Consider the following 24,921-nt stretch of genomic DNA (forward strand, 5'->3'; position numbering starts at 1 on the left):
GCGAGACTAGTCAGTCACGGTGAACGTCCACTCGCCGCCGTCCGCAGGCGCCGCGGCATCGGTCGAGGCGTCGTCGGTGCCGGGGCCCGCGGTGAAGGACTCGTTGTTGGCCGGGATGCCGATGCCGCGCCAGCGGAACGGCACACCGCGTGCGATGTCCGGGTCGGGGTCGTCCATGAGCTGGAAGTGGACGTGCGGTTCGGTGGAGTTGCCGGAGTTCCCGCAGCGCGCGATCTCCTGCCCGGCATGGACCCGCTCCCCCTCCCGGACGCTGATCGAGCCGCGCTGCACATGGGCGTACAGGGCGTACGTACCGTCTCCGAGGTCGAGGACCACACGATTGCCGATGATGCGTGAGGGGCCGAAGACATCCCGGAAGAACGCCTCGATCAGCATCAGATAGACCAACATGGGCAATGAGGTCCGGCTGTGGTGGTCGCGCTGTCGGTCCTGGACGGCCACCACGGTGGCGTCGGCGACGGCCAGCAGTGGGGCGCCGAAGGCGGGGAAGGCGCTGTTCCTGCGCAGGAGCGGCCAGAACCAGGTGAATTCGGGTCGGGTGGTGGGCCGGGCCTCGGTTGTGGGGTCCGCTGCCTCGGTTGCGGGGTCCGGGCCCTCGGCGACGATGTCGATGGCGTACGTCTGTCCGTAGGCGTGCGTCCCATGGCTGGGCACCTTGTCCGCGGGGCTGTTGAGCGCCAGCCAACGTCCGGTCACGGGCGCAGCCACTTCAACGGCGTCGGGGCGCGCCGCCGAGTGCGCCGAGCCTGCCGAACGGTTCAGCACCGTCATCACGGCGATCGCCAGTGCGGCGGGCGGAAAGACCCAGGCCCAGTGGAAGGGGTCGAACACCACGCTGACCAGCAGGAGGGCAACAAACGCCAACCAGGACGTCCGATAGACGGCGAGCAGAAGTTTTCGTCGCTGGGCTGCGGGTTGGTTCGTTCGAGCGGGCATGGTCTTCTCCCCCAGGGGTCGTTCTGCGGTCACGGCTGGGCTCCGGTTCGAATCAGGCCACGGTCAGGGCGGGAGGGTGCCGGGCTCCCGTCAGGGCGGTACGGGACGGGGGCCGTGCTCCGGCCAGGGCGGGCCGGGCCCGGGCTCCGGTCAGGGTTGGGCCGCCGTCAGGGCCACCAGCAGTGGCACCACCCGTACCGGAGGCACTTCGTAGCGCCCTCTGCCCACCGTGTGCAGCCACCCGGCGGCGGACAACTGGCGTAGGTGGTGGTAGATCTGGCCGGTGGTGCCGAGCCCGTCCAGTTCGGTGAGCTCGGCCGCCGTACGACGGCCGCCGAGGATCTCGCGCAGCAGTCTCAGCCGCACCGGATGCCCCAGCGCGGCGAAGGAGTCGGCGGCCCGGTTCCAGTCCAGCTCCCACAGGGACTCGGTGAGGGTGCCGTACTGCCACTCGTACCGTTCGTCCGTCGGCAGTCGCACCGCCCCGGTGAACATCACACCGCCGTCGCCCGCTCCCGCCTGCGTAAGCCGGTCCTTGAGACCCTCCAGCGCCCAGAAGTCCCCGCGGCCACCGGCCCGTACGGGCTCCTCCTGGCCGTCCCGCTCCTCCAGCGCGGCGAGCCTGCGTTCCAACTCGGCGACCCGCTCCTCCAGCTCCATGAGATGAACATACGTAATTACGTAATCTCACGCAACAGGGAACCACAACGGGGAAACCGCAACGGGGAACGAAGAGAGCCCCCGCCCGGCGGCTGCCGGACAGGGGCTCGGTGATTCCGCGGTGCGTCAGACCAGCAGTGCGGGAATCGTCTCTTCGTGGGCCGTACGCAGTTCGGCCAGCGAGAGGGTGAACTGACCCTGGACCTCGATCTCGTCCCCGTCGACCACACCGATACGGGTCGCGGGCAGTCCGCGAGCGCCGCACATGTCGGTGAAGCGGAGCTCCTCGCTGCGGGGCACCGAGACGACCGCGCGCCCCGCCGACTCGCTGAAGAGGAAGGTGAACGCGTCGAGACCGTCCGGGACGACCAGCCGAGCGCCCTTTCCACCGCGGAGACAGGACTCCACGACCGCCTGGACCAGACCGCCGTCGGACAGGTCGTGCGCCGCGTCGATCATGCCGTCGCGGGAAGCGGAGATCAGGATCTCCCCGAGCAGCTTCTCGCGCTCCAGGTCCACCGCCGGGGGCAGCCCGCCCAGATGGTCATGGACCACCTGGGACCAGGCGGAGCCGCCGAGCTCCTCCTTCGTGTCCCCGAGGAGGTAGACCAACTGCCCCTCCTCGGCGAAGGCGATCGGCGTACGACGGTTCACGTCGTCGATCACCCCGAGGACCGCGACGACGGGCGTCGGGTGGATGGCGGTCTCACCGGTCTGGTTGTACAGCGACACATTGCCGCCGGTGACCGGGGTACCGAGCACCAGGCAGCCGTCCGCGAGACCGCGCGTGGCCTCCGCGAACTGCCACATCACACCCGGGTCCTCCGGCGAACCGAAGTTCAGGCAGTCGGAGATCGCCAGCGGAGTGGCGCCGGAGGCGGCGACATTGCGGTACGACTCCGCCAGTGCGAGCTGAGCACCGGTGTAGGGGTCGAGCTTGGTGTACCGGCCGTTGCCGTCGGTCGCCAGGGCCACGCCGAGGTTGGTGTTCTCGTCGATGCGGACCATGCCCGCGTCCTCGGGCTGGGCGAGGACGGTGTTGCCCTGGACGAACCGGTCGTACTGGTCGGTGATCCACGCCTTCGACGCCTGGTTCGGCGACGAGACCAGCTTGAGGACCTGCTCGCGCAGCTCCGCCGCGTCCTTCGGACGGGGCAGCTTGTTGGCATCGTCGGCCTGGAGGGCGTCCTGCCACTCGGGACGGGCGTAGGGACGCTCGTACACCGGGCCCTCGTGGGCGACCGTGCGCGGCGGTACGTCGACGATCTGCTCGCCGTGCCAGAAGATCTCCAGCCGCTCGCCCTCGGTGACCTCACCGATGACGGTGGCGATGACGTCCCACTTCTCGCAGATCTCCAAGAAGCGCTCGACCTTGTCGGGCTCGACGATCGCGCACATGCGTTCCTGCGACTCGCTCATGAGGATTTCCTCGGGCGAGAGGGTCGCGTCCCGCAGGGGGACCGAGTCCAACTCGACGCGCATGCCGCCCGAGCCGGCGCTCGCCAGCTCGCTGGTCGCACAGGAGAGACCGGCACCGCCGAGGTCCTGGATGCCCGCGACCAGCTTCTCCTTGAAGATCTCCAAGGTGCACTCGATCAGCAGCTTCTCCTGGAACGGGTCGCCGACCTGCACGGCCGGGCGCTTCGCCGGGCCGGTGGCGTCGAAGGTCTCGGACGCCAGGACGGAGACTCCGCCGATACCGTCGCCGCCGGTGCGCGCACCGTACAGAATGACCTTGTTACCGGGGCCCGACGCCTGTGCGAGGTGGATGTCCTCGTGCTTCATCACACCGATGCAACCGGCGTTGACCAGCGGGTTTCCCTGGTAGCAGGGGTCGAAGACGACCTCGCCGCCGATGTTCGGCAGACCCAGGCAGTTGCCGTATCCACCGATGCCCGCGACAACACCGGGCAGTACGCGCTTGGTGTCGGGGTGATCCGCCGCACCGAAGCGCAGCGGGTCCACCACCGCGATCGGCCGGGCGCCCATCGCGAGGATGTCGCGCACGATGCCGCCGACGCCGGTGGCAGCGCCCTGGTAGGGCTCGATGTACGAGGGGTGGTTGTGCGACTCGACCTTGAAGGTCACCGCGTAGCCCTGGCCGACGTCGACGACGCCCGCGTTCTCCCCGATGCCGACGAGCAGGGCGTCGTTCTCGGGCGCCTTCTCACCGAACTGCTTCAGATGCACCTTGCTCGACTTGTACGAGCAGTGCTCGGACCACATGACCGAGTACATCGCCAGTTCGGCACCGGTGGGACGGCGGCCGAGGATCTCCCGGATCCGCGCGTACTCGTCCGCCTTCAGACCGAGCTCGGCCCAGGGCTGCTCGGTCTCGGGGGTCCCCGAGGCGTGCTTCACGGTATCGAGGCTCATGCGGTGACCAGCTTCTTGAGGATCGAGGTGAAGAAGGCGAGCCCGTCGGTGCGGCCGGTGCCGATCAGTGGCTCGACGGCGTGCTCCGGGTGCGGCATCAGACCGACGACATTGCCCTCGGCGTTGGTGATGCCGGCGATGTCGCGGAGCGAGCCGTTGGGATTGCCGTCCAGGTATCGGAAGGCAACCCGGCCCTCGGCCTCCAGTTCGTCCAGCACCCGCTCATCGGCGACGTAGCGACCGTCGATGTTCTTCAGGGGTACGGAGATCTCCTGGCCCTGCTCGTAGTCGCTGGTCCAGGCGGTCGTCGCGTTCTCCACGCGCAGCCGCTGGTCACGACAGATGAAGTGCAGGTGGTTGTTGCGCAGCATCGCACCGGGCAGCAGATGCGACTCGGTGAGGATCTGGAAGCCGTTGCAGATGCCGAGGACCGGCAGCCCTGCCCTGGCCTGGTCGATGATCGTCTCCATCACCGGCGAGAACCGGGAGATGGCTCCGGCGCGCAGGTAGTCGCCGTAGGAGAAGCCTCCGGCGAGCACGACCGCGTCGACCTGCTTGATGTCCTTGTCACGGTGCCAGAGGGAGACGGGCTCCGCGCCCGCTAGGCGTACCGCCCGCAGACTGTCCCGGTCATCCAGCGTGCCGGGAAAAGTGACGACTCCGATACGAGCAGTCACGACTCCACCTTGACGATGAAGTCCTCAATGACGGTGTTGGCGAGGAACGTTTCGGCCATCTCATGGATGCGGGCGAGGGCGGCATCGTCGACCGGACCCTCCACCTCCAGCTCAAAGCGCTTTCCCTGACGGACGTCCGCGATTCCATCGAACCCGAGGCGAGGTAGTGCACGCTGCACCGCCTGTCCCTGCGGGTCGAGGATCTCGGGCTTGAGCATGACGTCGACTACGACGCGTGCCACGGGCACTCCCGGATTGATGTGTTGCGAGGGCGGTTCCCTCAGCGTACCCGGCTCAGGAATCTACTCGCGTAGATATCTGGAGAAATCCGACACTCACCAGGCGGAACGGCCTGAGTATCCAGAAGCAGAAATCCAGGGAAAATAACCCGATCCTCATTGCTCCTGACGCGCGCACATAATTGGGTGGGCTTCACAATGCACTACCGGTCGCTGTACAAAGGAATACACAGGAAAGCAGTATGGCCCCTCGACAGCCGGAAAGCCGGTATCACCGCACGTCAGAATCGGTGCCGTGCGGGGCACCGCGGGAAAGGACCGATATCCGTGGCTCAGCGAGTAGTGGTCACACTCTCCGACGACATCGACGGCGGGGAAGCGGCGGAAACGGTCAGGTTCGCCCTGGACGGGAAGTCGTACGAGATCGACCTCAATAACGCCAATGCAAAGAAACTGCGCAAGGCGCTGGCGCCGTACGTGGCGGCAGGACGAAAGCAACTCGGCGGCGGGAAGCGCGACAAGCCCCGGACCGGCACGTACAAGCACACGACCCTTGAGCCGGCACCCGCCGCGGTGCGTGCCTGGGCACAGTCGAACAAGATGGACGTACCGGCCAGGGGGCGCATCCCCAAGGCGGTCTACGAGGCGTTCCGAGAGGCGAGTTGAAGTCTGCCCGGGAGGGCGTCCCCAACGCGGTGACCACGGCGAAACGGGTCCGCCACCGACGGCGGGGCTCCAGCAGCAGTGGCCGAATCGAATCGGTAGAAGCGAAGTTGGCCCATGGGTGTCCGAAGTGGACCCATGGGCCTGCTGCGTTGTGTTGCGCGCCCTGAGTCGGGCCCACAGACCGGGGCGGCGCGGTGGGGGCAGGAGGCAGACGGCGCCGCTCCCGGCGCGGCGGCTCGGCGCCGTCTCTGTGCCTCGCCGAGGAGCACTCAGCTCCCGCACCGACCCGCAGCAGGCATGCACCGCCCCCGTTCCACGGCCGTCGGCGTCGGTTCCCCGAGGGCTGAGTCCCTGCGGACCTGATCGTCGACACCCAGCCCGGGTCGGAGCCGACATCACCACTGTGTCCCCTGTGACGGGTGTGACCCACTGCTCAACGGTCGGCTCCGAACCCTCGGCACCCGGCAGCCAACTCCACCCCGGGTCGCTCCCACCCTGAAGATCCACTTCCACCACCCCGGAAGATCCACTCACGGCACCGCCTCAGGTCAGCGCCTCACAAGCCCTCGACACCCCTGCGCCGATGCCGAGTTGCGCAGCACCCCCAAACGTCGGCTAGAGTTTGAGTCACGCCGAGGGGCAAGGCCAAAAAGGCCCCACCTCAGCAGCGTGCGGGTGTAGTTCAGTAGTAGAACATCCCCCTTCCAGGGGGAAGGCGCAGTGTGCAATTCCTGTCACCCGCTCTCATCGCTTTACCAGCTCATCGATTTCGATCAGGTAGAGTGGTGCCCGCGCCGCCCGGTGAGAGCCGAGCGGAAGCAATGCGGACGTGGCTCAGTTGGTAGAGCATCACCTTGCCAAGGTGAGGGTCGCGAGTTCGAATCTCGTCGTCCGCTCAGTGTAAAAAGGCCCTGGTCATCTAGACCGGGGCCTTTCTCATGCCGTCGGGGAAAACACCGGGAGAACGTCGGGTTCCGGATGTCGGCATCCCGCGCATCGCTCCCATGACAAATGTCATCGCCATCGGTGACGCCGCGCACTGATCCCGTTCCCGAAGCGGCGGGACGCTGTTCCCATGACCACAGACCAGTACGTGATCACGGTGGACGGGCTGCGGCGCAGCTACTCGGGGGGCTTCGAGGCGGTGGGCGGAATCTCCTTCTCCGTGGCCCGGGGCGAGGTCTTCGCCCTCCTCGGCACCAACGGCGCCGGAAAGACCTCCACCGTCGAACTGTTGGAGGGACTCGCCGCCCCCACGGCCGGCAGCGTCCGCGTACTCGGCCATGACCCCTACCGCGAGCGGGCAGCCGTGCGGCCCCGGATCGGCGTGATGCTCCAGGAGGGCGGATTCCCCTCCGATCTGACCGTGGCCGAGACCGCCCGGATGTGGGCCGGCTGCACCACGGGCGCCCGCCCGGTGGCGGAGGCACTGGGGCTGGTCGGCCTCGGCGAACGAGCCGCGGTGCGGGTCAAACAGCTCTCGGGCGGCGAACGCCGACGGCTCGACCTGGCACTCGCGCTCCTGGGCCGACCCGAGGTGCTTTTCCTCGACGAACCGACCACCGGACTGGACGCGGAAGGGCGGCGTGACACCTGGGACCTGGTGCGGGCGCTCCGGGACTCCGGCACCACGGTCCTCCTGACCACGCACTACCTGGAGGAAGCCGAGTCGCTCGCCGATCGGCTGGCGATCATGCACCGGGGGCGCATCGTCACCACCGGCACACCGGCCACCGTGACCGCCGAGCGGCCCGCCCGCATCCGCTTCCAACTGCCCGAGGGAGTACCGGCCGCACGGTTGCCACTCTCCCTCCAGGCGGGGGCCGACGGTCAGCGCATCGAGATCCGTACCCATCAGCTCCAGGAGTCCCTGGAGGAACTGCTGCGCTGGGCACGGGAGTCGCAGATCCAGTTGGAAGGGCTCGACGCCCGCTCAGCCTCCCTCGAAGAGGCGTTCCTCGACATCGCGCAGACGGAAACGGTGGGTGTGTGACATGACGACGACCCTCAACGGCGACAGGACCACCCGTACGTCCACAGCGGGCACGTCCTCGGCTTCCTCCCCGCCCCGGCGGCTCGCCGCACTCGGCCGGGCCGAATGGACCCTGCTCATCAGAAACCGGACCGCTCTCTTCGTGGCCCTGCTGATGCCGTTGATCATGGTGGTGGCAACGAAGTCCTCGCTGGACGGAGTGGACCTCGACAAGGCCGGGATGAGCGTCGTGGAGGCGGCGCTGACCGCCGGCATCGGAATGGTCCTGCTGCTGGTGGTCCATCTCAACCTGGTCTCCGCCTATGTGGCCCGGCGCGAGGAGTTGGTCCTCAAGCGGCTGCGTACGGGCGAGGTGCCCGACCACGAGATCCTGGTGGGGACCGCGCTCCCCGCGGTCGGCCTCGCGCTGACGCAGTGCGTCCTGCTGGTGGTGGGCGGGGTCGTCGGGATGGATCTGAGCTGGCCCCGCCGCCCCGACCTCCTGATCGGTGGCATCGTCATCGGTGTCGTACTGCTGACCGCCCTGGCCGCGGTGACGGCGACGGTGACCCGCACGGTGGAGAGCGCGCAGATCACCACCATGCCGATGTTCCTGGTCTCGGTCGCGGGATCGGGCCTGCTCGTACCGCTGGAAGTGATGCCCGAGAAGATGGCGTCGGTGTGCGAGCTGCTTCCCATGACGGGAGTGATGACCCTGGTACGGGCCGGATGGCTCGGTGGTGCGGATTCCACCGATGTGATGCGTGCCGTGCTGATCAGCCTGGTCTGGATGGCGTTGTCGGTGTTTGCTGTGTCGAAGTGGTTCCGCTGGGAGCCGCGCCGCTGATCGCCCACCCTGCTGATCACGGCAGGGTGCCCGCCGGGCCGACGGCCGCGGATCATCAGTGGGTGTGCGAATCGACGGAGGTGGCTCGTGCGGGTGAAGGGTTGGAGCGGTCGCAGCGGGCTGGCCAAAGTGGACCTCTACACCCGCGGCACGCTCTATGTGATCGTGTGGATGGGGCCGATCGGGTTGACCCTGATGATGCTGACCCCTCCCATAAGGGTCGAAGGCCCCCTGGCACTCGCACTCATCGGGCCGCCCCTCGCGGTGGCGTCGGGCGTGCTCTGCGGGAAGCTCAGCTGCCGCGGAATGGACTTCTACCTCCAGCGGGTCCAGGCACCTTGGCGGCTGATGGCCTGGGCTGCGGCCGTGACGGCCGGCACCGTTGGCGTGGTGCTGGCCCTGTCACCGCCGGATGCCCTCCCCGACGAGGGCGGGATGCTGGCGGGGATGTTGATGGCCTCCCTGGCCCCCTTCCTGACGGCGCACTGCCTCTTCGTGCCCAACCGGGTGACAGCGCTGGTCCAGTTGTCCGTACTGACCCTGCTGGCCGGGCTGCTGGCCGTGACCGGGCACACGGCGGACACGGTGCTGGCCGTCTTCATCTCCGTGGGGTTCACCACCGGCTGGGCCGCGTTCACCGCACGGGCCTCCATGTGGATCCTCGGGGTGCTGTGGCAACTGCGTGAGGCCCGCGATGTGGAAGCACGGCTCGCCGTTGCCGAGGAGCGCCTGCGCTTCGGGCGGGACCTCCATGACGTGTTGGGCCGCAATCTGGCCGTCATCGCCCTGAAGAGCGAGTTGGCGGTGCAGTTGGCCCGCCGGGGCAGGCCCGAGGCGGTCGACCAGATGTCGGAGGTCCAGCAGATCGCACAGGAGTCACAGCGCGAGGTCCGGGATGTGGTCCGTGGCTATCGCGAGGCCGATCTGCGGGTGGAGTTGGAAGGCGCCCGAGGGGTCCTGGGCGCGGCCGGGATTCACTGCACGGTGGTGGCCCCGGAGCTGGACCTGCCCGCGGACGTGCAGTCAGCGCTGGCCTGGGTGGTGCGGGAGGCGACCACCAACGTGCTCCGCCACGGGGACGCCCGTCGCTGCCGGATCTCGGTGGGGCTCACGGACGGCGAGGCCGTGTTGGTGGTGGAGAACGACAGGGCACACAACGGTGCGGGCAGGTCCTCGACAGCCGGAGAGGCAGCGGCCGTGGAGACGACGGCCTGGGAGGCGACGGCCGTCGACGGTGGAGCAGCCGCGGTACCGCTGACCACCACTGCTGCCGATCTCCCTCCGAACCCACGGCGGGACCGATCCCGGCGACCGGGTTCCGGGCTCACGGGCCTCAGGGAGCGACTGCTGGCGGTGGACGGCACCCTGGAGGCGGGTGCCGCCCCTCGGGACTGCTTCCGGCTGACGGCCCGGGTGCCCGTGGAGGGGCGCGCGGGACATGGCGGGGTCGAGCCGGGGGCCTTTGGGCGTACGGGACCGGAGGGCGGGCAGGAGTCCGCCGACGAACCGGACGACCGCGACATCGACCCCACAGACATCGACACCGTCGGCATCGGCACCGCGGACGTCGGCACCGCGGACGTCGGCACCGCGGACGTCGGCACCGCAGGGACGGTTTCGTCGCAAGGTGGCCTCGGGGCAGGGCCGTCGCAGGACAGTGTCGGGGCGAACCCGTCGGAGGTCACCGCAAGGCCGCGCTCATCCGACCAGGACCTGTGCGCGTCCGACCAGACCACCGCGGGCGTCTCGTTGGAAGCGGCGGTCAAGGCCGGTGGAAGCGACCCGCGGGACTCCGGATGACCGCAGTCGGCCCTGCCCGGCCCGAGCGCCCGGCCCGGCTGCGCCCCCCGCACCGATCGAGAAGAGGCACCGGATGACCGTACGGGTACTGCTCGCCGACGACGAGCATCTGATCAGGGGCGCATTGGCAGCGCTGCTGGCGCTCGAAGACGACCTGGTCGTGGTCGCGGAGGCCGCGTCGGGAACCGAGGCGCTCGCCATGGCCCTCGCCCACCGTCCGGACGTCGCCGTGCTCGATCTTCAGATGCCGGGAGCGGACGGTGTGAGTGTGGCCACATCCCTCAAGGCGGAGCTGCCCCGGTGCAGAACCATGATCGTGACCAGCCATGGTCTGCCGGGCCACCTCAAGCGGGCCCTGACCGCGGGGGTGCGGGGGTTCGTCCCCAAGACGGTCAGCGCCCAGCGGCTCGCCGAGATCATCCGTACCGTGCACGCCGGACACCGCTACGTGGACCCGGAGTTGGCGGCCGACGCGATCTCGGCCGGGGACTCGCCCCTGACCGCTCGGGAGGCGGAGGTGCTGGACCTGGCGGCGGACGGCGCACCCATCGCGGAGATCGCGGAACGGGCTTCACTGTCGCAAGGGACGGTACGGAACTACCTGTCGTCGGCCGCCATGAAACTGGGGGCGGAGAACCGGCACGCAGCCGCCCGTCTCGCACGGGAGCGCGGTTGGGTATAGTGGGCTGCGCGCCACGGCGCATGCGGACGTAGCTCAGTTGGTAGAGCGCAACCTTGCCAAGGTTGAGGTCGCCAGTTCGAACCTGGTCGTCCGCTCAGGTGAAGGCCCCGATCCTCAGGATCGGGGCCTTCGTGATGTTCCCGTCTGTCTATGCCTTCTCGTGCCCGTTCCCACCCGCGCACGCCTGCCCACCCCTGTGCCCAGAAGCCGATGCGTCGACCCGCCCGGGCGGGGGAGATGCGTCAGATCGCAAGACGGAGAATCGCCCTCGTACTGGACTCGTACGAGATGTACTCGGGCGACTCCCGACAAGGCAGGGCATCACACAGACCAGACGGGATGGGTCCGACACGACCCGTCCGACGCGACCCTAGGACCAGGGCGTGCCGGTGAGCAGCTCGTACGCGTCCAGGTACTTCGCCCGGGTCGCGTCGACGACCTCCTGCGGCAGGGCGGGCGGCGGCTGCTCGCTGCGGCGGTCCCAGCCGGACGCCGGCGAGGTGAGCCAGTCCCTCACGTACTGCTTGTCGTACGAGGGCTGGGCGTGTCCCGGCTGCCAGTCGGCGGCGGGCCAGAAGCGCGAGGAGTCGGGCGTCAGCACCTCGTCGGCGATGACCAGTCCGCCGTCCGCATCAAAACCGAACTCGAACTTCGTGTCGGCGAGGATGATGCCCCGGGCCCGGGCGATGTCGCGGGCCCGGCCGTAGACGGCGAGGGTCGTCTGCCTCAGGAGGGCGGCGGTCTCGACACCGACCTGCCGGGCGACCTCCTCGTAGCTGACGTTCTCGTCGTGGTCGCCGACCGCGGCCTTGGTGGCGGGGGTGAAGATGGGCCCGGGCAGCTCGGAGCCGTCGCTGAGCCCCTCGGGGAGGCCGATTCCGCAGACCGTGCGGGACTCCTCGTACTCGACCAGGCCAGAGCCGGCGAGATAGCCGCGGGCGACGCACTCGACGGGGACCATCCGCAGTGACTTGCAGATCAGGGTGCGCCCGGCCCAGTCGGCGGGGGCGCCATCGGGGAGCTCCGCGCTCAGGACGTGGTTCGGGACGAGGTCGGTGAGGCGCTCGAACCACCACAGGGAGAGCTGGGTGAGGACCCGCCCCTTGTCGGGGATCTCCGTCGGCAGCACCCAGTCGTACGCGGAGATACGGTCACTGGCGACCATGACGAGGTCGCCCGCCTCGTTCCGGTACAGCTCCCGCACCTTGCCGGTGTGCAGATGCACCAGCCCCGGCACCTGAAGCGGTTCGGGCTTTTCCACAAAACCGGACATGGTTCCTCCCCGTAGCTCTGACTGACAGCGTCGATTCTCCCGTATGGAACGACGGACTCCGGTGCAGGGGCGCAGCTCAGCGGCGCAGCTCAGCGTGCCCGGGAGGATGGGAGCCCTATCGCGGGGCCACTCAAACGGTCGTAAGGGCGCTGTCTGGGCTCGTAGGGGAAGGAAAAGCGGCGGCCGTTCTCCGTCCCGCTCTAGTCCTCTCCGTCCCGGTCTCCGTCCCGCTCTCAGTCCCGCTTGCAGATGCGGTCCAGCAGGTTGGCGGTTGCGCGCTGGATTCGGCTGTCCACATGGCCCGGGCGGTCGAGGGCGGGCGCCCAGGCGAAAGTGCCCGAAGCGAAGACGAGCCCACCGGACGGCGCCCGGTAGAGGGAGGTCTCCTGGTGCCGAAGGGCCCCCTTGCCGTCCCGGTAGGGGGAGTGGGCCAGGAGGATGCGGCGCCGGTGCTCAGGGAGCGCGGTGCGCGGGAAGTAGCGGTCCGCCTCACCTGCGACCAGGCCGGCCAACTCGTCGCCCTCGCCGGCGCCGGTCGCCTCCCAGAGCCAGTGATCGGCGTTCCGTACGACCAAGGGGTGCGGCTCGGGGACACGGCCGGCGTACTGGATGCCCAGCAGTTGCTGTTCCGCCCGGTCGATCTCACGCCAGAGGGCGGCCTTCCCCGGGCCTCGGCGTTTGCGGCAGGTGAGGAGCCGGTCGGGGACACCGGAGGGGGACGGGCCGAGCTCGACCTGCCAGTAGAGGGAGTTCGCGGAGAGGAAGACCAGCGAGGTGCCCTGGTCGCGGGCCGCCTCGACGGTGCGGCGCATGGGCACGGACCAGTACTCGTCATGGCCGGGGAAGACCAGCCCGCGATAGCGGGTCGCATCGACGCGGCCGGCGTGGAGATCGCGGGCGTCGGCGTAGGTGACGTCGTAGCCGTACCGCTCGGCCCACCGGATGAAGTCGTAGGCGTGGCCGACGTGGAGGGGGAGCCCGGCACCTGCGTAGGGGCGGTCGAAGGACACGGTGACGGCTGCGTCCCGCTCGCCGAGGAGCCGACCCTTGTCGTCCCAGGCGTGGTAGAAACTCGCGCCGGTACGACCGTCCTCGGGGTAGAGGTTGTACGCCTGCCAGGTGATGTCCGGCAGGACCAGCAGCAGATCCGCCGGCTTGTTGTCGCGCACGGTGAAGGGGATGTGGGAGCGGTAGCCGTCCACCGTGGTGAGGACGGCGACATGCGCGCCGACCGACCAGTACGAGGGGACCTGGAGCCGCCAGGAGAGCCACCAGTGGTGGCAGGAGACCGTGCGGTCGGCGGTCAGCGGTGGGAGTTGCACGATCCCGGAGAGCCGTGGACTGGTGGCGATCTTGGATGCCCCGGCGCCGGCGTAGTGCCCGATCCGGTAGATGTCGACGGAGAACTGTTGCGGCGGGTCCACGGTGATGTGGAAGTCGATCGCCTCACCGGGGGCCACGGCACCGGTCGAGGCGAACCCCTTGATCTGGCGACGCACATCATCGGCGGTACGGGGTGCCCTGGCGCTACGGCCCCGATCGGGCTCGGCGTACCAGGCGACGACCTGGCCGCTGGCGTCCACGTACTTCTCGGAGCCGCGCAGCCATGGGAGGGGGCCCTGCCCGAAGGGGTCCGTCACCGCATGGGCGAGCGCACCCGACTCCCACCGCCGGATCTGCTCGGCCCCCATGCGCCCTCCCTCAATGCCCCCGGACAACTGCGCTACGCCGAATGGTCGGCGCCGATCCCCAGCACATCACATAACGCACGCGGACCGTCACCCTTCGTCGCGAATTGTTGAGGGAGTGAGCTTTCTGCCGTGGTGGGCGCATGTGGTGCGCGCGAACCCGATGCGCATGCATGGGGTATGCACGGATGGGGTGCACATGGCTGGGGTGCCCATGCATGGAGTGCGGCACGGATGTGGATCAGCGAGGTCGGCGTCCGGATGGGTGCCACCGCACGCGGGGCGCCGTCATCCGCAACGGCCGTACGGGAACGCCCCCGCAGCACGGGCAGGAGGAGGCCGTGCGCCTCCGGGCACCAGGAGTAGCCCCCCGGCACGGGGGAGTGCGCGCGAACAGAGGTGCGCAGGGGCGGGGCGCACGGGAGCGGGGAAGGGCGTCGTACGCCGGGCAGAACGCGGCCGGGAGGAGGCAGGAAGCCGGCGGGGCGCGGTCTAGACGAGCCGGACGGGCTTCTCGGCGCGAACACCCGTCCTGGTCAGCCAGGCCCGCAGCGGTCCGGGATCGCCGTCCTCCGTCAGGCTCAGGACCGGCGACATCAGATCGGCCGAGCGCTCGCCCCGTATCAGCAGGGCTGGCCCGTCCAACCAGTCCAGCCCGGGAGCGGCACCCGCGGTGTCCACGGCGGCACAGCAGACCATCGCGGTGACATGGTCGGCGAGCAGTTCCCGCCCCGTGCGCGGGGGCTGTAGGGGGAAGAGCGGTAGGGGGTCGGCACCCCATCCGTTCAACGCGTCGCCCTGGCTCCGCACCACGGGAACACTGGCCGCCGCCGCCTCCTCCCGCGCGACCTCGGCGCTGATGCCGGCCGCGAGGTTCTCCCCGACCTCGGGCGCGGGCCGGCCCAGGTGGGTGATCACCCGGGCGAGCGTCGGACCGTCGGGGCCTTCCGAAGGCGTCACTCCAAGACCGTCCAGCACGCGATGGAGCCGGGCCGCCTCCGTACGCCACTTCCGGTCCACGACCTCCTCCGGATACTCCTGCCAACCGACCGGTGACCAGTTGACACCGGTCTCCGCAGGGCCTCCGTGGAAGAGGCGGGCTGCCAGCAGGGACGCGGCCTCGTCCACGGCACCGGGCTCTTCCAGCAGATCGCAGGCGGGGCGCTCCCCGAGCCGGGAGGCGAAGCCCTCGGCGAGGCGGTCGCGCCGGGACAGTTCGGTGAGCGCGGAGACCACTCCGGCATCCAAGCGGGAGGGCCAGCGACCCATCCGCCAGGCCGGCAGGGCAACCCTGGTCAGGAGCCTGTCCCAGCCCGCGTAGGCCAGCCCGACCTGCTCCTGGGCGACGATCCGCAGACCGTAGTCCACAGCTTGGGCCCGCTCGGACGCGGCTGCGGCCACGCCCCGTTCCATCTCCCCCGCGTAGGTGTGACAACTGCGCAGCAGCATCCGGGATATGGGGCCGATAAAACCGAAGGCCAGCCGTCCCAGCAGTCGCCGCGGGGTCGATCGGACGGCTCGTTGCGCGGAGTCCGACGCCAGTGCGACCGCCGCGTCCAACCCCCGTACGAAACGTCGGGCGGCGGCTATGTCCGGGTGCGCGGACGGCGCGGTCCCCGCGACGACGGGAGCCAGCACGGCCCGCAACTCGGCCACACGCATCCACCACAGGAAGGGGGAGCCGATGACCAGCACCGGCGCCTCCGTCGAACGCCGTACACGGGGACCGCTGCGCACCACATGGCGAAGGGAGTGCGCCGGGTGGGTGCGGTCCTCCAGCCAGCTGTCGCAGTCGGGGGTGAGCGCCAGCGCGGAGGGAGGGGGCACATCGAGCCGCTCGGCCAGGTCCCGCACCAGGCGGTAGAGGTCGGGGGCTGATCTCTCGGGAAGCTCGACGGTGGGGCTCAGCGCGGGCTCGGCACGCACAATCACCGCCGCGACGGCCACGGCGAGCACCAGCACGACCAGCGCGCACACCGAGGTGACCCAGCGTGCGGTGTCCCAGCCGCCCCCGCTCATATGACCGGTCACACCGCCGGCGAACAACACCACGGCCACGGCGGCGGGCAGCAGGGCGACCGCCACCGCCCTGCTGCGGATGCGCAATACGGCGAGCGCGCGCAATCGCGCGGCCTGCGAGCCGATCGACTCGCCCATACCGGTACCGGACACGCCGGTCCTCACCCCCTCTGCATGGCGACGGTGAAGGTCACTCCCCCACTGTGACACCCGTCACTGACATCGCAATGCCGATGAGCCAAGTGCCGGAACGCTTGCGCCGCACCATAGTTGGGGTCCCGGCGGTCGTCATCCAGATGGCTCAGTCGTCACTCGATGGAATGGCCTTGGGCAAAGGTGAGGACGGGCTGAGAAGGCGCTGGGTTCACTCCCAATTCGCACGGCTTCTCACACACTCCGCGCTCGCCCGTAGTCGCTCCGTAGTGGGCGCGCGCTTGCATGCGGGGTGCGGAGACAGGCAGGCACCGTCACCGTGCGCTCCCGATGGGCACATCGACAGCGCACACGTCGAGGACGGTCGCTCGTCCCGTCACATACACATCGAGACGAGGTACGGGGTTCGGTCGCCTACCTCGCGGAGGTCGGCGGCAACCCTCCGAGGAGTGCCGCCGCCCCACTGCATCAGCCCTCGATCAGCCCTCAGCGACCGCGCGAGCGATGTCGGTCCGGTGCTGGGAGCCGTCGAGCCTGATCCGGGCGACGGCCCGGTAGGCCCGCTCGCGGGCCTCGCTGAGGTCCTTGCCGGTCGCGGTGACCGACAGCACCCGCCCGCCCGCACTCACAACCGCGTCGCCGTTCTGTTTGGTACCGGCGTGCAGGACATACGCATGGGGCGCATCCTGCGCCGCGACCTCGTCCAGCCCCTCGATGGGGTCGCCGGTGCGCGGAGTGTCCGGATAGTTGTGGGAAGCGATGACCACGGTCACCGCCGCCTCGTCGTGCCAGCGCAGCGGAGGCTCGTCGACGAGCGTGCCCTTGGCGGCGTGCAGCAGCACCCCCGCGAGCGGAGTGCGCAGCCGTGCCAGCACCACCTGGGTCTCGGGGTCACCGAAGCGGGCGTTGAACTCGATCACCCGTACGCCACGGGAGGTGATCGCAAGACCCGCGTACAGCAGCCCCGAGAACGGTGTACCGCGGCGGCGCATCTCGTCGACGGTGGGCTGGAGCACCGTCGTCATGACCTCGTCCACCAGCTTGGGATCGGCCCAGGGCAGTGGGGAGTACGCACCCATGCCACCGGTGTTGGGGCCTTCGTCACCGTCCAGAGCACGCTTGAAGTCCTGGGCGGGGGTCAGCGGAAGGACCGTCTCGCCATCGGTGATGGCGAACAGGGAGACCTCGGGGCCGTCGAGGTACTCCTCGATGACGACCGCGCCGCCACAGGCGATGGCGTGGTCACGGGCCTCAGTCAGATCAGAGGTGACGACGACGCCCTTACCAGCGGCGAGACCGTCGTCCTTCACCACGTAAGGAGGCCCGAAGGCGTCCAACGCGGCGTCGATCTCCTGTGCGTTCGTACAGACATAGCTACGGGCCGTGGGCACTCCCGCTGCGGCCATGACGTCCTTCGCGAACGCCTTGGAGCCTTCCAGCTCCGCGGCCTCGCGAGACGGTCCGAAGCAGGGAATGCCAGCGGTACGTACGGCATCGGCGACACCGGCGACGAGGGGCGCCTCCGGTCCGACGACGACGAGCCCGACCTCCAGTCGGGCAGCGAGTCGGGCGACTGCATCGCCGTCGAGGGCGTCGACCGGGTGCAGCTCCGCGATCTCGCCGATGCCGGCGTTTCCGGGCGCGCAGTGCACAGCGGTGACGTCGGGGTCGAGTGAGAGAGAGCGGCACAGGGCGTGTTCGCGGGCGCCGCCGCCGATGACGAGGACCTTCACGCCCGTCAGCCTAACCGCCGCGGACCGTGCTCTCGTACGGCCCTCCGAGCAGAGCCGTCCTATTCGTTCGTGTATTCCTCCACCACAGTGGCCCCCAGCTCACGCACGATGAGGTCATGGCCCGAGAGCGCGGACTCCACCAGATCCGGATCGTCGTCCTCGGGGACGTCGTCCTCGGGCGAGACCGGCGGCGGAGTGGACACGGGAGCAGGAGCGGTGCGCGTCGGCTCCGAGGCCACCGGTCTGGACGGCGCGGGCTGACTCGGACGCTGCTCCTGCGCGGCAGGAGGTTGGCTCATAGGTCCGGCGGACCCGGAGGACGGACCGCCGGAGCCGCCTTGGGGCGCCGCCGAAGGCGCGGGAGCGGGACGCGGCGCGGGGGCACCCGAACCTGACCCGTATCCGGCCGGAGCGGGGCGGCCTCCGCCGAACCCGGAACCGCCACCGGCCGGACCGGAGGGACCGGGACCTCCCGTACCGCCTGAGGGGTCGATGATCGCTTCGATCTTCCACTGCACGTGGAACTGCTCCGAGAGGGCCTGCCGGAGCACTTCCTCGCTCCCGCTGCTCGCGAAGTTGTCCCGCGCGCCGGCGTTGAGGAAGCCGAGTTGGAGGGTCGTGCCGTCGAAGCCCGCCACCTGCGCGTTCTGGCTGAGGAGGATCCAGGTGAAGCGACGACGGTTCTTGACCGCTTCCAGGATCTCGGGCCACATGTTGCGCACCTGGCCGGCGCCCTGCGCCATGACGGGAGCCGATGGTGACGCCGCGGCGACCTGGGCGGGCGCGGAGACCTGCGGGGTGGGTGCCGGAGCAGCGGCCGGTCGGGGCCCCTGTCCGGGAGCGGACGCGGTGGGCCAGGCACCGGGGCGGGCCCCGGCCGCCGGCTGGGCGGGCTGCGCGTCGGCGGGCGGGGACGGGGCGACTGGGGCCGGCGGAGGGGTGGCGGGCGCGGGAGGCGCCATCTGTACCGGGGGTGCCTGTTGCACGGGTGCGGAGGGTCGGGACACCGGACCGTCCGGCCCTGGCATATGGGCGTGCATCTGAGGGCCGGGGACATAGCCCACGGGCGGTCCACCACCGGCACCGGCGGAGCCCACAGCGGCGGCCCCGCGCTCCAGCCGATCGAGCCGGGCCTGGGTGGAACGCTCGTCGTCGTACGCGGCGGGAAGCAGCACCCGCGCACAGATCAACTCCAACTGGAGCCTCGGCGAAGTCGAACCGCGCATCTCGGTGAGGCCGGTGTTGACCAGATCCGCGGCGCGACTCAGTTCGGCCGCACCGAACACGGACGCCTGGGCCACCATCCGCTCCACGACATCGGCGGGGGCGTCGATCAGCCCCTTCTCCCCCGCGTCGGGCACCGCGGCGAGGATCACCAGGTCCCGCAGCCGCTCCAACAGGTCGGCGACGAAGCGCCGGGGGTCGTTCCCACCCTCGATGATCCGGTCCACGATCTCGAACGCGGCGGCCCCGTCCCCGGAGGCGAAGGCATCCACCACAGCATCGAGCAGGGAGCCATCCGTATAACCGAGCAGGCCGGTGGCCATGGCGTAGGTCACACCCTCTTCGGTGGCCCCGGCGAGCAACTGGTCCATGACGGACATGGAGTCCCGCACGGATCCGGCGCCGGCCCGCACGACGAGGGGCAGCACGCCGTCGGCGACGGGGATGTTCTCCTTGCCGCAGACCTCACCGAGGTAGTCACGGAGGGTCCCGGGAGGCACCAACCGGAAGGGGTAGTGGTGCGTACGCGAGCGGATGGTGCCGATGACCTTCTCGGGCTCGGTCGTCGCGAAGATGAACTTGAGGTGCTCGGGCGGCTCTTCCACGACCTTCAGCAGGGCGTTGAAGCCCTGCGGGGTGACCATGTGGGCCTCGTCGATGATGTAGATCTTGTACCGGCTGCTGGCCGGGCCGAAGAACGCCTTCTCCCTCAGATCACGGGCGTCGTCCACACCACCGTGGGAAGCGGCGTCGATCTCGATGACGTCGATCGACCCCGGGCCGTTGCGGGCGAGGTCCTGACAGGACTGGCACTCACCGCAGGGCGTGGGGGTGGGCCCCTGCTCGCAGTTCAGACAACGGGCGAGGATGCGCGCGCTCGTCGTCTTGCCACAACCCCGCGGTCCGCTGAACAGGTAGGCGTGATTGACCCGGTTGTTCCGCAGGGCCTGCTGCAACGGGTCAGTGACATGCTCCTGCCCGATGACCTCGGCGAAGGACTCGGGACGATAGCGGCGATACAGCGCAAGGGACGACACGCCTACGAGGTTATCGGGGCCCGCTGACAACCGAAGCCCACCCGCCCCCACCTGGGCAAACGCAAGCGCCCCCCACGCACCCGCCAGAGCCAACCTACCCTTGCTGCCTTCCGGCCCTGGGGGAGTTCAGTCAGATAGCGCCACGTGAGGGGCTCCGCACACAGTACCCGATCGCCGGGGTGGGAACGAGTTCGCGAGCATCCCCCGGCGTCTTGTATTGTTTGCCGCGGAGGATTCGCCTAGTGGCCTAGGGCGCACGCTTGGAAAGCGTGTTGGGGGCAACCCCTCACGAGTTCGAATCTCGTATCCTCCGCCATTGCTCTCACCGGGCAATACAGGGAAGCCCTGATCTGCGCTTATGCGGATCAGGGCTTCTCTGCTTTGGCGACCGCTCGTGCTGCGGCTCCGCATCCAGGCGGAGCTAGGCGAGACGCTTCGGTAACTCGGACTTGTCTAGCTCCCAGTCACGAGGAGCCACGAGCCCATGGCAGCACGGAACCCACTGCGCGCACAGCAGCGCGTCAGGAGCGCCGACACGTCGTCGCCGACACAGAGCACGCGCACGCTGTCAGCAACGCCTGTGCGCAGCGTCAGGAGCGCTGAGGACGTACGTCTCGCGACGATCGCAGAGCTTGAGCTACACCTGTCGACCACGACGAACAAGCACGGTCGCCCCTTCCAGAGGCGCACGGTCAACGCGTACAAGTACGCGGCTACTCAGCTCCACCGCTGGCTGACCCGATCTCCGCAGCTCAACGCGGGGGGTGTGGAAGTCGCATCGTTCACCGACGTGGACACCGCCATCCTGAACCGCTACTTCCGCTGGTACTACACGGAGCACGATGTCCCGAAGTCCCAGGATGGGAAGGGCGGTTACACAGGCGGAACCAGCACGACCCAGCGCAACCTCCGGGCGCTGTTCCTCTACCTGGCCGAGGAGTACGACCACCCGAACCCGTACGACGATCCGCGCTTGCAGCGCTACGCCACTCCCCCGATGGGCAAGCCCAAGACACTCTCAACCGACTTCATCCAGGACTGCCTGGCAGTCACGGGAGGCGGCTCTCCGAAGGTCCGCGACTTCGAGACGGTGAGGAACCACGCGATCATTCGCGTACTCACCGAGGGGCTGAGGTCGGACGAACTCCTGAACCTTCGAACCAACGACCTCGACCTGCCCAACGGAACTCTGGTCGTCGTCCCGCTCAAGGGCGATCGGAACTCCATTGATGCCCGCGTCATCCCGCTCCAGCCCAAGACGGTCAAGGCACTGACGCGGTACCTGCGCGTACGAGCCGAGCACCGCATGGCGAACCCGAACTCTCCGGATCACCTGGACTGGCTCTGGCTCGGCACGCGCAATCGCGGAGAGCTGGGCTACCAGGGTCTTCATCGGCTCGTGAAGAAGATCGCCGCCGCCGCAGGATATGACCCTGCTCACGTCTCGCCGCACTCCTACTGCCATACCTGGGCCGACGACCTCAAGGCGGCGGGAGTCTCGGGCGAGCACATCATGGCGGTGCGTGGGTGGAAGTCACCCGCGATGCTCAGGCGGTATGGCGCGGACATGGCCTCACGCCGAGCGGTAGACGCCGTGCACCAGCTCGGGGACCGCTACTGATCCTCCGGCTGTCCAGTCACTGACCCACCCCTGACCTGGGCCTACGTCGCAGCCGGCGGACAGCCCAGCGGGCACAGCCAGACACACCAAGAGGGTGGTGTGGGACATCCATCGGGACGTTCCACACCACCCTCGTTCGTCGTCTCGGCCGGGTCATAAGGACCCGCGTGCAGCCGCCACGATCAGGTAGCCGCAGGTCGCTGCCGACAGCAGGCACCAGGCACCAGGCAGGCCAAGCGAACCGTCCGACTATCCGGCGCATCACTGCTCACCACCTCCCGCTCCCTGGCTGTCTTCCTGACCGGCTCGGGTCACGCGGGCGTGGTCGGTGAAGACGCGGCGGAAGAGGTCGTGACCCGTCCGACCCGTGTGCTTGAGCGCCCAGTCCTGGGCGGCGTTCTGCTCATCCTTCGGACCGCTGTCCTCTCCGCATCCGACCGAGACACAGAACGCCTCGTACGTCACGCCGCCCTCGGGAGCGTGGCGGATCGTGTGGTCAACGAACCTCATCACCATTCGGGCGGACATCAGTGCCCCTCCGGGTGACGGCGGAGGAAGACGTTGCAGTCGGACACGGTGGTCCAGTCACCGCCCGCTCGTGCACGGTCGCGGGTGTTGGCCAGCTCGATACAGCCAGCGCATCCCTCCACGGGAGTTGGCTCCAAGATGTCGGCTGGCTCTGTCAGTACCACCGGAGCGCTGGGGTAACTCTTCGGCTTGGTCATGATCTGAGTCTCGGAGCGATTCGCCAGCACTACCGGTGACTAGGTGTTGACTGACTGGTGACTGACTACGCTTTCACCATGAGCAGCGCAGGCGGAGAGTTCGGGCGCACGGTGAGAGCCGCGCTCAAGGCACAGGGGCTATCGATCCGCGCTGCATCGCGGGCGATGGTGTACGACCACGCGTTCCTCTCGCGGGTCCTGGCGGGCAAGCAACTGCCGTCCCCAGAGCTGGCGTTGTCCCTGGATCGTTTACTCAATGCCCATGGCGAAGTGGTGGAGTTGGCGGCTCGTCTCATCGACGGCGCTCAGTCCCCCAGCGATCAGGACCAGGCGCTCCAGCCCACCCTGGCCGACTTCCTGCCGGAGGGTGACCCACTTAGCCTGCTCACGGTTCGCTCGCCTCGGCGGGTGGGTGTGGGAGAGGTGACGGACCTACAGAAGCGCGTCCACGGACTGCGCCTTGCCGACGACGTTCTAGCGGGCGGAGACCTCATCGCCCCGGCTCTCAGGGAGCTGCGCGAGGCCGTACGGCTGTACCGCGAGAACACGCACACCCAGGGTGTTGGCCGCGCGCTGCTGGTTCAGATCGGAGAGCTGGCACAGATCGCCGGGTGGATCGCATCCGATGCCGGACGGCACGAGGAAGCCGAGCGGATCTACCGGCTCGGTCTCAGCGCAGCCAGGCAGGCCGGGGACATGACGCTGGCGGGGAACCTCGGTGGATCGCTCGCCTACCAGATGACGAACGTCGGCACGCCCGACCAGATCCGCGAGGGTCTGACCCTGGCCCAGGCCGCGTTGCACGACGCTGGACCAGACTCACCGGGTAAGGCTCGGGCCCTTTACTGGGACCGCGTCGCGTGGGCGCACACACAAGCGGGTGGCCATGAGAACGCACGCGCCGCTATGCGGGCACTGGGAGAAGCCTCCGAGGCGCTGGCGCAGAGCGACGACGAGACCGAGGAGCCGCCCGCTTACCTGTACTGGGTCGACGCCGGGGAACTTCAGGTCATGGAGTCCCGCGTCTACACGGAGCTCCGCAGGCCGCTGCGAGCGGTGCCGCTACTCCGTGACGTGCTCGCGGGTTACGACGCCACGCACACACGGGAGATGGCTCTCTACCTGTCGTGGCTCGCCATCGCTCTGGCTGATGCGAACGAGCCTGAGGAGTCGGCGGTCGTCGCGGAGCGGGTGATCCGCATAGTGTCGGCCGTCGCCTCCGAGCGCACAGCCGAGCGGGTCCGTGTCGTGCTGGCTCGGCTCCAGGAGTACGAGGACGTACCCGAGGTCGCTACCCTCCTGGCAGAGCACGCGGCCTGACTGGCTGCACCCAGACGAGAGCCCCGGCGCGGTAGTTAGCCTCTATCGCGGCGGGGCTCTCTTGGCTCGGCGACACCCTCTTCTCACGAGGGGTGGTGTGGAACGTTCAGATCACCAGGGCGTCACCATGTCCCCCACCCACCGGCACATCTGCGCGATGCCGTCTCGTCCGAGGATCACGCCCATGATGGTGATCTCTGCGGCGAGGAGTCCCGAGACGAGCCAGGCGAAGTGCTGGCGCTGGGAGATCTCACGGCGAGGGGTGCACGTGCGGCAGATCGGGTCAAGGTCGAACGAGGTCGGCGCGGGCACGAGGTTAATCCCGCACCGTGTGCACGAGACGTAGGTCTTTCCCTGCTGGCGGGTGTAGCGGAATCGGCGCTGATGCTTTCCCATATCGCTCTCGCTCTCGCGTAGTTGGAATGACGAGAGCGACGCTAGGAACGAACGGCTCAGCCTCCGAGAATGACGCCTGGATTCCATGGAGATTCGTAACCCGACTCCGGGGCTAACTGTTATGTGCGGCTCGTGAGTTCGCGTCGCGCGTCTCTGCGAGAGAGCGTCACGCGCAGACCTAGCTCCAGACGCGATTCTTTGACGCCTCTCGGCTTCTCGCACGTCGTCTGAGTGTCTGAGTACGACAGCGCAAACCGATCTCTCCTGACGCGCTCTCAGAGCTTCCGCCGGCTCGGCGTCCTCGCAGGTCAAGCCACCGAGAAGCCCGGCACTCGTGATGAGTGACCGGGCTCCTCTGCTGGGGCTGGTGTGGAACGTCAGGCAGTGACCTTCTCGACGGTGGTCGCGGGCAGGCGGTGCGACTTGCCGTCGGCGTCGGTGAACTGGACGAGCTTGATGGACCAGCCGGTCAGCTCAAGGTCGGTGAAGGGCTCTTCCACACCCACCACGTGCACGGTGACGCGCTGCTCCTTGAACTCTCGCCACGTCTCGCGGGTGACCTCCACGGGGTCAGCGGCAGGAGCGGCCTCGGGGGTCTGCTGTGTCGGCACAGCGGGCGCGGTCTCTGCGGTCGGCGTCTCGACCGGCGCAGGCTTCGGGGCGGCGGCGACCTTGCGCGGGTCCTTCTTCTTGGTCGGCGTGACGGCGACGGGCTTGGGTGCCGTGACGTTCGACGCGACGGCTTCGCCGCGCATCTCCTTGCGGCACTTGGCACGAGCAGCCTTGGTGCTCGAGTGGTCGCAGGTGGTGTGTGAGAAGCGGGTCTTGGTCATGGTCTCGAACTCCCTCGGTTCTG

Annotated in this window: 21 protein-coding genes, 4 tRNA genes and 1 other RNA gene; 11 read left to right on the forward strand and 15 right to left on the reverse strand. The window is 68.9% G+C overall.

Annotated elements, in window-relative coordinates:
* Positions 1 to 6: 6 nt before the first annotated feature.
* The 5 genes from ACFXJL_RS04765 to purS form a co-directional block, all read right to left on the reverse strand.
* Positions 7 to 957, reverse strand: coding sequence for a M23 family metallopeptidase (locus tag ACFXJL_RS04765; protein WP_384689238.1), 951 nt, complete (start codon positions 955 to 957; stop codon positions 7 to 9).
* 150 nt (positions 958 to 1,107) lie between these two features.
* On the reverse strand, positions 1,108 to 1,617 hold the full coding sequence (locus ACFXJL_RS04770; RefSeq protein WP_384642441.1) for an ArsR/SmtB family transcription factor: 510 nt from the start codon (positions 1,615 to 1,617) through the stop codon (positions 1,108 to 1,110).
* A 126-nt stretch (positions 1,618 to 1,743) separates the two neighbouring features.
* Positions 1,744 to 3,993: a phosphoribosylformylglycinamidine synthase subunit PurL gene (purL, locus tag ACFXJL_RS04775; protein ID WP_358880878.1), complete on the reverse strand. Its 2,250-nt coding sequence runs from the start codon at positions 3,991 to 3,993 to the stop codon at positions 1,744 to 1,746.
* Positions 3,990 to 4,670, reverse strand: a complete 681-nt coding sequence (purQ, locus tag ACFXJL_RS04780) for a phosphoribosylformylglycinamidine synthase subunit PurQ (protein WP_329020949.1) — start codon at positions 4,668 to 4,670, stop codon at positions 3,990 to 3,992. Before purQ ends, purL begins: the two co-directional genes overlap by 4 nt.
* Positions 4,667 to 4,912, reverse strand: coding sequence for a phosphoribosylformylglycinamidine synthase subunit PurS (gene purS / locus ACFXJL_RS04785; protein ID WP_250921286.1), 246 nt, complete (start codon positions 4,910 to 4,912; stop codon positions 4,667 to 4,669). The genes purQ and purS overlap by 4 nt, the downstream gene beginning before the upstream one ends.
* A gap of 324 nt (positions 4,913 to 5,236) precedes the next feature.
* Between purS and ACFXJL_RS04790 the strand changes: the two genes are divergently transcribed.
* The 8 genes from ACFXJL_RS04790 to ACFXJL_RS04825 all read left to right on the forward strand — a co-directional run bounded on the left by ACFXJL_RS04790 (position 5,237) and on the right by ACFXJL_RS04825 (position 10,971).
* Positions 5,237 to 5,575 carry an Lsr2 family protein gene (locus ACFXJL_RS04790; RefSeq protein WP_329020951.1) on the forward strand — a complete coding sequence of 113 codons (339 nt, stop codon included), beginning with the start codon at positions 5,237 to 5,239 and terminating at the stop codon, positions 5,573 to 5,575.
* 671 nt (positions 5,576 to 6,246) lie between these two features.
* Positions 6,247 to 6,318, forward strand: a tRNA-Gly gene (locus ACFXJL_RS04795).
* Between the two features lie 80 nt (positions 6,319 to 6,398).
* Positions 6,399 to 6,471, forward strand: a tRNA-Gly gene (locus ACFXJL_RS04800).
* A gap of 179 nt (positions 6,472 to 6,650) precedes the next feature.
* Complete coding sequence (locus tag ACFXJL_RS04805; protein WP_358880876.1) at positions 6,651 to 7,568, forward strand: ABC transporter ATP-binding protein; 918 nt, start codon at positions 6,651 to 6,653, stop codon at positions 7,566 to 7,568.
* A gap of 1 nt (position 7,569) precedes the next feature.
* Positions 7,570 to 8,394, forward strand: coding sequence for an ABC transporter permease (locus ACFXJL_RS04810; RefSeq protein ID WP_384642447.1), 825 nt, complete (start codon positions 7,570 to 7,572; stop codon positions 8,392 to 8,394).
* Positions 8,395 to 8,481: 87 nt separating this feature from the next.
* Positions 8,482 to 10,194: a histidine kinase gene (locus tag ACFXJL_RS04815; protein ID WP_384689244.1), complete on the forward strand. Its 1,713-nt coding sequence runs from the start codon at positions 8,482 to 8,484 to the stop codon at positions 10,192 to 10,194.
* A 73-nt stretch (positions 10,195 to 10,267) separates the two neighbouring features.
* Positions 10,268 to 10,876, forward strand: a complete 609-nt coding sequence (locus ACFXJL_RS04820; protein WP_329020959.1) for a response regulator transcription factor — start codon at positions 10,268 to 10,270, stop codon at positions 10,874 to 10,876.
* Positions 10,877 to 10,898: 22 nt separating this feature from the next.
* Positions 10,899 to 10,971, forward strand: a tRNA-Gly gene (locus tag ACFXJL_RS04825).
* Between the two features lie 275 nt (positions 10,972 to 11,246).
* On the opposite strand, the gene ACFXJL_RS04830 is transcribed toward ACFXJL_RS04825, so the two are convergent.
* The 6 genes from ACFXJL_RS04830 to ffs form a co-directional block, all read right to left on the reverse strand.
* On the reverse strand, positions 11,247 to 12,149 hold the full coding sequence (locus ACFXJL_RS04830; RefSeq protein WP_384689247.1) for a phosphoribosylaminoimidazolesuccinocarboxamide synthase: 903 nt from the start codon (positions 12,147 to 12,149) through the stop codon (positions 11,247 to 11,249).
* Positions 12,150 to 12,382: 233 nt separating this feature from the next.
* Complete coding sequence (locus ACFXJL_RS04835; RefSeq protein ID WP_384689249.1) at positions 12,383 to 13,840, reverse strand: N,N-dimethylformamidase beta subunit family domain-containing protein; 1,458 nt, start codon at positions 13,838 to 13,840, stop codon at positions 12,383 to 12,385.
* Between the two features lie 489 nt (positions 13,841 to 14,329).
* Positions 14,330 to 16,009: a hypothetical protein gene (locus tag ACFXJL_RS04840; RefSeq protein ID WP_384689251.1), complete on the reverse strand. Its 1,680-nt coding sequence runs from the start codon at positions 16,007 to 16,009 to the stop codon at positions 14,330 to 14,332.
* Between the two features lie 479 nt (positions 16,010 to 16,488).
* A complete protein-coding gene (gene purD, locus ACFXJL_RS04845) occupies positions 16,489 to 17,742 on the reverse strand; it encodes a phosphoribosylamine--glycine ligase (RefSeq protein ID WP_384689253.1) in 1,254 nt (417 codons plus the stop codon).
* Between the two features lie 59 nt (positions 17,743 to 17,801).
* Complete coding sequence (locus ACFXJL_RS04850) at positions 17,802 to 20,003, reverse strand: DNA polymerase III subunit gamma and tau (RefSeq protein WP_384689255.1); 2,202 nt, start codon at positions 20,001 to 20,003, stop codon at positions 17,802 to 17,804.
* 58 nt (positions 20,004 to 20,061) lie between these two features.
* Positions 20,062 to 20,160: signal recognition particle sRNA small type (ffs, locus tag ACFXJL_RS04855), an RNA gene on the reverse strand.
* A 71-nt stretch (positions 20,161 to 20,231) separates the two neighbouring features.
* On the opposite strand from ffs, the gene ACFXJL_RS04860 reads away from it, so the two are divergent.
* Positions 20,232 to 20,319, forward strand: a tRNA-Ser gene (locus ACFXJL_RS04860).
* Between the two features lie 168 nt (positions 20,320 to 20,487).
* A complete protein-coding gene (locus ACFXJL_RS04865) occupies positions 20,488 to 21,624 on the forward strand; it encodes a tyrosine-type recombinase/integrase (RefSeq protein ID WP_384689257.1) in 1,137 nt (378 codons plus the stop codon).
* Positions 21,625 to 21,885: 261 nt separating this feature from the next.
* Here the strand turns inward: ACFXJL_RS04865 and ACFXJL_RS04870 are convergent, their stop codons facing one another.
* Together ACFXJL_RS04870 and ACFXJL_RS04875 are read right to left on the reverse strand one after the other, a co-directional pair.
* Positions 21,886 to 22,152 carry a hypothetical protein gene (locus ACFXJL_RS04870; RefSeq protein WP_384689258.1) on the reverse strand — a complete coding sequence of 89 codons (267 nt, stop codon included), beginning with the start codon at positions 22,150 to 22,152 and terminating at the stop codon, positions 21,886 to 21,888.
* The gene (locus ACFXJL_RS04875) at positions 22,152 to 22,349 is read right to left on the reverse strand and encodes a hypothetical protein (RefSeq protein WP_078609429.1); all 198 of its coding nucleotides are present in this window, start codon (positions 22,347 to 22,349) and stop codon (positions 22,152 to 22,154) included. Before ACFXJL_RS04875 ends, ACFXJL_RS04870 begins: the two co-directional genes overlap by 1 nt.
* Before the next feature lie 78 nt (positions 22,350 to 22,427).
* Between ACFXJL_RS04875 and ACFXJL_RS04880 the strand changes: the two genes are divergently transcribed.
* Positions 22,428 to 23,669 (forward strand): helix-turn-helix domain-containing protein, encoded by a 1,242-nt coding sequence (locus ACFXJL_RS04880; protein ID WP_384689261.1) that lies wholly within the window; start codon positions 22,428 to 22,430, stop codon positions 23,667 to 23,669.
* Between the two features lie 111 nt (positions 23,670 to 23,780).
* On the opposite strand, the gene ACFXJL_RS04885 is transcribed toward ACFXJL_RS04880, so the two are convergent.
* On the reverse strand, positions 23,781 to 23,981 hold the full coding sequence (locus ACFXJL_RS04885) for a hypothetical protein (RefSeq protein ID WP_384689264.1): 201 nt from the start codon (positions 23,979 to 23,981) through the stop codon (positions 23,781 to 23,783).
* Between the two features lie 461 nt (positions 23,982 to 24,442).
* Positions 24,443 to 24,898, reverse strand: a complete 456-nt coding sequence (locus ACFXJL_RS04890; RefSeq protein WP_384689267.1) for a hypothetical protein — start codon at positions 24,896 to 24,898, stop codon at positions 24,443 to 24,445.
* Positions 24,899 to 24,921: the final 23 nt, after the last annotated feature.

It is taken from the genome of Streptomyces sp. NPDC059256 (assembly GCF_042753785.1).
Lineage (GTDB): Bacteria > Actinomycetota > Actinomycetes > Streptomycetales > Streptomycetaceae > Streptomyces.